This is a genomic window from Ensifer sp. SSB1, from assembly GCF_016652895.1.
Lineage (GTDB): Bacteria > Pseudomonadota > Alphaproteobacteria > Rhizobiales > Rhizobiaceae > Ensifer.
Genome location: NZ_JAEPRP010000243.1, coordinates 1 through 8,241 on the forward strand (window position 1 = coordinate 1; position 8,241 = coordinate 8,241).

The 8,241-nt window shown below is 60.1% G+C and carries 9 protein-coding genes; 6 read left to right on the plus strand and 3 right to left on the minus strand.

Features of this window, described 5'->3' with window-relative positions; genetic code table 11:
- The first annotated feature begins 221 nt into the window (after positions 1-221).
- Positions 222-443, plus strand: coding sequence for a hypothetical protein (locus I8N66_RS34290; RefSeq protein WP_113553723.1), 222 nt, complete (start codon positions 222-224; stop codon positions 441-443).
- Between the two features lie 330 nt (positions 444-773).
- Here I8N66_RS34290 and I8N66_RS34295 read toward each other — a convergent pair whose 3' ends face one another.
- From I8N66_RS34295 to I8N66_RS34305, 3 genes are all read right to left on the minus strand, one after another.
- On the minus strand, positions 774-1,127 hold the full coding sequence (locus I8N66_RS34295) for a phasin family protein (RefSeq protein WP_291164075.1): 354 nt from the start codon (positions 1,125-1,127) through the stop codon (positions 774-776).
- A 99-nt stretch (positions 1,128-1,226) separates the two neighbouring features.
- Complete coding sequence (locus I8N66_RS34300; RefSeq protein ID WP_291164078.1) at positions 1,227-1,832, minus strand: hypothetical protein; 606 nt, start codon at positions 1,830-1,832, stop codon at positions 1,227-1,229.
- Positions 1,833-1,961: 129 nt separating this feature from the next.
- The gene (locus I8N66_RS34305; RefSeq protein ID WP_291164081.1) at positions 1,962-3,767 is read right to left on the minus strand and encodes a chloride channel protein; all 1,806 of its coding nucleotides are present in this window, start codon (positions 3,765-3,767) and stop codon (positions 1,962-1,964) included.
- Positions 3,768-3,993: 226 nt separating this feature from the next.
- Between I8N66_RS34305 and I8N66_RS34310 the strand changes: the two genes are divergently transcribed.
- The 5 genes from I8N66_RS34310 to I8N66_RS34330 all read left to right on the plus strand — a co-directional run.
- Complete coding sequence (locus tag I8N66_RS34310; protein WP_291164094.1) at positions 3,994-4,353, plus strand: helix-turn-helix domain-containing protein; 360 nt, start codon at positions 3,994-3,996, stop codon at positions 4,351-4,353.
- Positions 4,354-4,524: 171 nt separating this feature from the next.
- Positions 4,525-5,718 carry a glycosyltransferase family 4 protein gene (locus I8N66_RS34315; protein WP_291164084.1) on the plus strand — a complete coding sequence of 398 codons (1,194 nt, stop codon included), beginning with the start codon at positions 4,525-4,527 and terminating at the stop codon, positions 5,716-5,718.
- A gap of 457 nt (positions 5,719-6,175) precedes the next feature.
- Positions 6,176-6,976 carry a DUF2092 domain-containing protein gene (locus I8N66_RS34320; RefSeq protein WP_291164088.1) on the plus strand — a complete coding sequence of 267 codons (801 nt, stop codon included), beginning with the start codon at positions 6,176-6,178 and terminating at the stop codon, positions 6,974-6,976.
- Positions 6,977-7,029: 53 nt separating this feature from the next.
- On the plus strand, positions 7,030-7,299 hold the full coding sequence (locus I8N66_RS34325) for a hypothetical protein (protein WP_291164097.1): 270 nt from the start codon (positions 7,030-7,032) through the stop codon (positions 7,297-7,299).
- A gap of 46 nt (positions 7,300-7,345) precedes the next feature.
- A partial coding sequence (locus tag I8N66_RS34330) for a DUF1254 domain-containing protein (RefSeq protein WP_291164091.1) occupies positions 7,346-8,241 on the plus strand: 896 nt, incomplete at its 3' end.

Below are 8,241 nucleotides of genomic sequence, written 5' to 3' on the forward strand. Positions count from 1 at the left end.
CACAGACTCCCTCACTGCCACGTCTATGAACAGGTGCGGGGAATTCCGCGCTTACTTATATTCCGTTCTGCTTGAGTGAGACTTGTGGGCCGTAATGCGGGAGGGGCGTGCATAGCACTTCGTCGGACCGGCGCGCTTAACATTAGATATCTCTTGATTTCACCCCTTGTGAGTCTGGCCACAGTCCGAATACTGTTAGTTGTTCAGAGGGGGCGGTGGCAATGTGGACGACGGATTGGCCAAAATCGGCGGTGACTTCAGAAACGATTGTCGTGCTTCGCCGAATTTTGCGAGACTGGTGCGATGAGCGCGGTCATCGCGCCGATAGTCAGGAAGGCGGCCGAACCGCCAAAACGCTGATCAACTGGTATGAGTTTGGCGTGACCGACGCAGACGAGCTCGCGAGGCTGATCCGCGACGACATCGTAATTGCTGAAGCCTGAGCTGTGGCCGCCATGCGGGCCATCGTTCGGGACTTTGTGATGGGAGCACTTGGTTGGACCGCATGGCACCAAGCCGGCCGGGACGGGAAGTTTTACTGGCGGCGCTGGCGTAAAGGGCACTGGGAATTCCGAGAAATGGCAGCCGACGAGCAGGCCGACGCCCTCATCGACTGGTCGATCAGGTGAACGACGAAGACGGGTCGAGCGGCGGCTGGCTGCCGTTCTCTCGAACAAGCCCCGCAGCCTCTCAGTTCACGATCCATCAATACAAAAGGGGTGGTCGCAATTCCTGCAACCACCCTCTCGCGCGACGTTCTCTCCACTCGACGATCAGGCTGCAGCCGCGGCCTTGACAGAAGCGGACGCCTTCGCAATCGGCGCTTCGTAGGGGTCGTAGGCAGACTTTGCGAGATCAGCATACATTTCGCCGATCTTCGTCGCCTCGGCGAAGAATCCCTCAAAGCTCGCCTTGACGTAGTTGGTCTGGAGCTCGAACGCAGCCTCGACGCTGCGAACGCCCGATATTTTTTGAACATGCGCGATGCTCTGTTCAAACGACGTCTTCGAATACTCAGTAGCTTCACTGGCGATCGCCTGGAGACCGTTCGTCCACGCAGAGTAGCCCTTCACAGCCGCCTCGAGGGCTTCTTTGCTCGTTTTGTTTGCATCGGCGAAGTTGAACATTTGGGTGTCTCCATGATGGCTACCTAATTTATAAGCAGGAGCTTATGTGCATCGCACAAAATGTCAAGACGAGTGTGCGGCGCAGCAAACACGACGCGCTCAGGTTCTTCGCATGCGCAGTGATGATCCTAGAGTTAACGACTGAACAGCTTGCGCGGGCGTCATGACAACGGCATCAGCAAACTCGGTTTTGTTACGCAGGCGTGAAAATGCCCCGTCGGAAGTCACAAAGACGTCGCGCTTGGCGTACTCATGCGCCCAGAAGGCCTGGGCGGCGCCCAGGCAATTGCGCCACTTCCAAGCAGCAGCGTTGCGCAGATCCCTTTGATCCAAACCGCTCATTGCCGCAAAGTCGGACCAGCGTGGCGGCGTTGTTGGGAAAAGCGTCGTGAAAATCAGACGCTCGCGACAGACTGCCGCCTCTTCGCTCATGATGCCGAAACCTTGGAACGAAAGACCGTGCCTTGCGATGGGTCTTAGCAGCGTGATGTCGCTAAGACCGATTGCTGTCATCCTTTCCTTGAAATCCGCAAGGTGATCGAAGCGGCGCCCGCCGGGCTGGCGTTCAGAGGCGCTCGAGGCCAACATCGCCAGATCGGCTTCTCCGCGCCTTGCGGCTTCAATCAGTGACAACACGTCGCCCTGGGCTGGCCGTTCCTCGTCGACATCGACCAGACAGTTGGTATCCAGTGTAAAGCTCGGCATCGGTTCACCGTGTTGTGCTGGTTGCCTTGAATGTTAGCGGCAGGTTATTTTTGGGCAAGCCCATGGCAGGTAATGGAGCGTCTCGGATGGGCGCAGCAAGTAAAACGTGCCCGAAGCGGGCCCCGCTGTTCAACTCCTCTGAAAAGTCTTTCCCAGATAAGGTCGCCGTTCCAGTTCAGCGAATGTGTGGGACTGCCTGAGGCGCAGCAGATCCTTGCGGGTGACAAGGCCGACCAAAGTCCCGGACATCGGATCGGTGATCGGGATTCTCGCGGCATCGGTCGCAATCATGATGTCCGCAATATGGCCGACGGTATCGTCGGGATGCCCGATCGGGATCGAGGCGTCCGATACCTTGTCTGCCAGCAGGTCGGGGCCAATGTCTGGACCTCGCTGCCACCGAAGCGCATCCGCTCGCGAAACCATGCCGACAAGCACTCCGGTCCCGTCAACCACGGGATAGGTCCGGTGCGCATCCTCCGCCGCAGCAAAATGTGCACACACTTCCGCCACTGACATCGTCGCCGGCAACGTGTCGACGCTGCTGACCATGATATCGCGAGCTCGCGCGAACTCGAAAGGATCGACCCCGTATTCACGGCTGATGTGCTGTCCCCTGCGGGCAATTTTCTCCGTGAGGATCGAGCGCCGGAGCAAGAGGACTGTTACGGCGTAGGCGGCAATCGTGGCTGCCAGCAAGGGGATGAGCGCGTTGAGATCACCAGTAATCTCGATGGCGAAAAACGTTCCCGTCAGCGGAGCGCGCATTGTTCCGCCCATCATCGCCGCCATGCCGAGCAGTGCCCAGAACCCCGGGTCGCCCGGAAGCACCAGGCCCGTCAGCCATCCAACTGTGCCTCCGAGGATCAGCAACGGCGCCAGCACACCGCCCGATGTACCGGACGAGAGAGCGATCAGCCAGATCGTGGTTTTCACCAAGAGGATGGCAACCACCGTCGATGTTGGCAGGCTGTTTTTCAGCAACCCTTCAATGACATCGTAGCCGACACCAAGAGCACGGGGTTCGATCAGGCCACCAAGCCCAACGGCAAGCCCCCCGAGCGCCGGCCACCACATCCAGTGGATCGGCAGGCGTTCAAACAAATCCTCGATCTTGTAAAGCAAGGTTGTGAGCAGCCCGGACTGGAGGCCGGCAACAATCCCCACCCCCGCACAACGCAGAATCCCCCACCCAGGAAGGTCGGCCTGAAAGTGCGTAGGAAAAAGCGGTCCCGTGCCGAACAACAGCGGTCGCCACGAGATGGCAACGCAAGCTGAGACCGCGACGGGAATGAAGCTACGCGGCTTCCATTCAAACAAAAGGAGTTCGACCGCGAGCATGACGGCTGCGACGGGTGAGCCGAAAATTGTCGTCATGCCTGCCGCCGCCCCAGCGACCAACAGGGTCTTTCGCTCCGCTGCGCTCATGTGGAAGAACTGGGCGAACAGCGAACCGATGGCACCACCGGTCATGATGATCGGCCCCTCTGCTCCGAACGGTCCTCCTGTGCCGATCGAAAGGGCTGACGACAACGGCTTCAGTACGGCGACCTTTGCCGACATACGGCTGCCGCCGATCAGGATGGCCTCTATCGCTTCCGGTATACCGTGCCCGCGGATCTTCTCCGAGCCGAAGCGCGCCATCAGGCCGATGACGAGCCCACCCACCACCGGGATCAAAACCATCCAGGGTGAGAAGATCACGTCGGCTATCCGCGCCTCCTGCGTGCTCACCCGCCCAAACCAGGCGATGTTGGTGACAAGCGCAATCAGATTGACGAGGAACCAGGCCGCAAACGCGCCGCCGGTTCCGACGATGAGCGCCATTCCAATCAACAGGAGCACGCGCCTATCGGTGGTGAAGTCGCCGGCTTCGCGGCGTGCAAGACCGCCCATGAAATCGTGCTGATGCGGACGGGAAGATTTCGATGACATCGGTATACCTGCTGAGCCGGCGGAACGGTGGGTGTGATCGACCGCAGCGGTAATATGTCGTAATACGATATAAATCAAGACGGAGTTGGCAGACGGCGCCTAGACGGGTATGGACGTAGGCAGCTAAAACAGTGCTGGTGACAGGTCTGTGGCCAAGGAACAAGACGCACTTACTGATGCCGACTATGAGGCGCTGGCTAACCTGCGCTACACCCTGCGTCGTTTTATGGATTTCTCGACGTCGGCAGCGCAGCAGGAGGGGCTCCCCAGTCAACAACACCAGGCCCTGCTATCGATCAAAGGCCATCGCGGCGAAACTCCCATGACGGTCGGGGTCTTGTCTGAGCGCCTGGTCGTTGCCCGGCACACTGCCTCTGAACTCGTCGAGCGGCTTGTGGGGGCAGGCTATGTGACGCGGGAGACCGATCCGTCCGACAAGCGCCGCCAGACGTTGGCGCTCACCGCCAAGGCCGAAGACGTCCTTACGCGATTGAGCGCCATTCATCTGACCGAGATCCGTCATATGGCGCCGCGCTTGATAGAGCTGCTCGGCAATTTGCAGACGAATGGTCCGTCCGAGGCTTAACCCCAAACCACCGACAGCTTGCTCATTCCAACGACCCAGATTGGACGGCTCCGCCTCGTGACCGCGGGCATGGGACGCGAACGCCACTTTATTTATATCGTGTCACGATATATGTTATCCCATGCGGCATTCTTGTGGTGGCTAACTGGGAGAGTGAGGTGGCAAGCCAAATTGGATCAGGCTAAGGGCACCGGCATCGCCGGAGCGGCCGGCATTGCCGGTGCGCGCATAACCATTCTTGTTTCAGCACTCGGCGCCGGCGGGACTGAACACGTCGTCAGCCTCGTTGCCAGCCATTGGGCGCGGCTTGGCTGCGCCGTCACCGTTATCACGCTCGAAGCTCCGGCCTCCGAACCCTACTACAGGCTCGATCCACGGGTTGCCCTCAGGCGGCTCGACGTACCGGTGCAGAAGGCCTCAAAGCTGCACGCCGCCTGGCTGGTAATCCGACGGCTCCACCGCCTGCGTTCGGTGATCCGCAACTCCCGCCCGGATTTCGTCCTGAGCTTTCTCACCCGCACGAACGTTCTAGCGCTGCTGGCAACGAGAGGTCTCGGCCTTCCGGTGATCATATCGGAACGCAACAACCCGGCGGCGCAACCCTTCGGCTCCCTTTGGAAATGGCTGCAGCTTCGCCTTTATCCGCGCGCGTTCGCGCTGGTGACGATGACCAAGGGAGCGCTTGACTACTTCTCGCCAGAGATCCGTCGCCATGGAAGGGTGATCCCCAACGCCATCAACCTGCCCGCCGGCTGGGAAAACAAACGCGGCAACAATGTGCTTACCGCCGTCGGCCGCCTGACCCGCCAAAAAGGCTTCGATCTCCTACTGGAGGCCTTCGCGAGGATCGCCGATCAGCATCCCGACTGGAAGCTCGTCATCTGGGGCGAAGGCGAAGCAAGGTGGGAACTGGAAGCTCAGCGCGACGCGCTCGGCCTCAGCAACCGGGTGGAAATGCCCGGTCTCACGCCGAGGCCGGGCCTCTGGCTCGAGACCGCCGACGCCTTCGTTCTCTCATCCCGCTACGAGGGCTGGGGCATCGTCCTGCTCGAAGCCATGGCCGCCGGCCTCCCCGTCGTCTCCTTTGCCTGCGACTGGGGCCCAACAGACATGATCGCAGACGGCGAGGACGGCATCCTCGTGCCAAACGGCGACATCACCGCACTCGCGGACGCCCTGTCCGACGTGATGGGCGACGACACCCTCCGCACCCGCCTCGCCGCAAACGCCGAGGCCAACGTCCGGCGCTACGACGCAGACCACGTCCTCTCCCAATGGGACGCTATGGCGCTCTCGGCGCTGGAACACGCAAGCGCGCGCAAAAAGCCGGTGAAGCCCTATCCGGCCAACGCGACAGGTTACTAGGGGCAGCCTGATAATCGCGGTGTGATGACCTGAATTATCGGCGGCCTGAAGGCATTCCAGTCGATACATTATGCGATCCCAGACGCGCAGAACGGGAACATTGACTGAACTCGGGCGGGCGGCGTCGCCGTACACCACGCCAAAGGCGATGTCGCTGCCTGAACCCCTTTGCGGAGCAGTCGAAGGCATAACTGCGACGCCGAGGTCTAGGCAAGTTCTCAAAATCAACCGCGCGGGTTTTGGCGTCACTGAAGCGTCCGCGTCGGCATTCTTTCTTTGACCGGATTTCCGCCCACGGTCGCATGCAACATTAAAGTTGCAACTTGGCGTGAAATGGTAAGATCACACGCGGCTAATACAGCAGTAATCCCTAGGCCCGGGATGCTTCCGCACTAGACCAGCAGAACCGTTGCGAGACCCGGCCGGCAAGCAAATCAACGAGCCTGTGGGTGAGTGAATGGATGGCGGACTGAGATTACCCGGCGCAGTTCGGCGGCGCCAGTTCACCGCAATGTTGGTGGTTGCTGGTTGCATGGTGGCCTGGCCGGTATCGGCGCAAGACGGAATCGAACCTGAGGCGCATCGGATCCTGGCCGCGATGAGCGAAGCTCTCAAGTCGGCGCCGACCCTCAGTGCCGACTATGACGTCGATCAGGAAGTCGTTAATCTGCAAGGCCAGAAAATCCAGTACAGCGCCTCCGGCTCCATTGCCATCGATCGCGAGCAAGGTTTTCGACTGAAGCGCATGGGTCCCTTTGCCCAGGCGGAGGTGATATTTGATGGCGACACGATATCCCTGCACGACAAAGTGCTGAACGTTTACGCGCAGCTTCGGAGCCCCGGTCCGAGTGTTGAAGATGCGGCCGAGGAGCTTCGCGCTGCCATAGGACTTGATGCTGCGGGAGCGGATTTTCTGGCACGAGATCCCTATGCGGTCCTCACTGACGGCGTGACGGAAGGAACCGTTGTCGGATCGGCCTTCGTCAATGGGGTGGAATGTGATCATCTCGCCTTCAGGACCGACATTGCCGAATGGCAAATCTGGATCAGCAGGGGCAGCAGACCATTGCCGCTCAAATACGTGATCACGACCAAATGGACTACGGGAGCGCCGCAATATTCGCTGCGGCTCAGCAACTGGAAGTCGGATGGCATCGAAGGCGAACAGTTTCAATTCGCCCCGCCAGCGGCTGCCAAGAAGCTCGAACACGTCCATGCCGATGTCACCGGCGAGCTTTCGCTGGAGGCAGTGCAATGAGGACGCGCAAGCTGCACGCAAAGATCTTTTCACTCGCCATTGCCGGTTTCGCCATGCTCGCGGCGGACGCTCCCGCTCCCTGGCCCTTCGGCTCGTTCGTATCCGAGGCGCATGCGGTCGTGGGACGGCCGTTGACGCCTGGAAGTGTCGCCGGTGTCGCTCGCCGCACCACGCGCCGAGTGATCCGCCGCTCCACGGTGTATGTTGCCGCACTGCCCACAGGCTGCGTTAGCACGAGTGTCAGTGGCACGGTCGTGTGGCGCTGCGGCGGGGTCTACTACCAGCCGTCCGGCGGGCGCTACGTCGTCGTTTACATTGACTGAACTCACAGCATTACGTCGCAACTCGATTTTTCGATGGAGGAATAGAATGGATATTACGCGTCGTGACTTGACGGCCGCCGGTCTTGGAGTGCTGGCGGCAGGTTCTCTCGCAAGACCTGGTGCTGCCGCCGACGGGTTGGTGGCGGATCTGCCAGAAGGGCTCGACGAATTCGCGCTCGCCGTCGAGGCGTACACTTATGCCTATCCACTGGTAACGATGGAGCTGACCCGGCGCGTGATTACCAACGTCGCGGAACCTGAAGGAACCCGTGGCCCCATGGGGCATCTGATCAAGCTGCGCCAGTATCCGGACGCCAAGTTTCGGGATGTGACCGCACCGAACGCAGATACCCTTTATACGACCGCGTTCTTCGACGTGGGCGATGAGCCCTGGGTCATCACCCTGCCCGACCTCAAGGATCGTTACGCCCTGTTCCCAATGCTGGATGGCTGGACGACCGTTTTCGACGTTCCTGGAAAGCGCACGACGGGCACCGAGGCCCAGACATTCGTGGTGACAGGACCCGGCTGGGAAGGCACACTTCCCGACGGCGTGACCCAATACAAATCTCCGACGAGCATCGTTTGGCTGCTTGGACGCATCTATTGCACGGGTACCCAGGAGGACTACGCCGAAGTTCATCAGCTCCAGGACGAAGTGAAGCTCTATCCCTTGAGTGCATGGGGCAAGGACTGGACAGCACCCAAAGGCAAGGTCGATCCGACCATCGATATGGAGACTGCCGTTCGCGAGCAGGTCAATGGCATGGATGCCATTGAATACTTCACCCTCTTTGCCGAGCTCTTGAAACGAAACCCGCCGAGTGAGGCGGATGCACCGATGATTGCCAAGCTCGCCGAGCTTGGCATTGTCCCCGGTCAGGATTTCGATAAAAGCAAGTTCGACCCGGCCTTTGCCAAGCGTGTGCCCCAGGTCGCCTT

Excerpts from the sequence above, each read along its gene's own strand:
- I8N66_RS34325 (WP_291164097.1), top strand. The coding sequence starts at position 7,030 with ATGCTCGCGGCGGACGCTCCCGCTCCCTGGCCCTTCGGCTCGTTCGTA.
- I8N66_RS34310 (WP_291164094.1), top strand. The coding sequence starts at position 3,994 with ATGGATTTCTCGACGTCGGCAGCGCAGCAGGAGGGGCTCCCCAGTCAA.
- I8N66_RS34290 (WP_113553723.1), top strand. The coding sequence starts at position 222 with ATGTGGACGACGGATTGGCCAAAATCGGCGGTGACTTCAGAAACGATT.
- I8N66_RS34305 (WP_291164081.1), bottom strand. The coding sequence starts at position 3,767 with ATGTCATCGAAATCTTCCCGTCCGCATCAGCACGATTTCATGGGCGGT.
- I8N66_RS34300 (WP_291164078.1), bottom strand. The coding sequence starts at position 1,832 with ATGCCGAGCTTTACACTGGATACCAACTGTCTGGTCGATGTCGACGAG.
- I8N66_RS34320 (WP_291164088.1), top strand. The coding sequence starts at position 6,176 with ATGGATGGCGGACTGAGATTACCCGGCGCAGTTCGGCGGCGCCAGTTC.
- I8N66_RS34295 (WP_291164075.1), bottom strand. The coding sequence starts at position 1,127 with ATGTTCAACTTCGCCGATGCAAACAAAACGAGCAAAGAAGCCCTCGAG.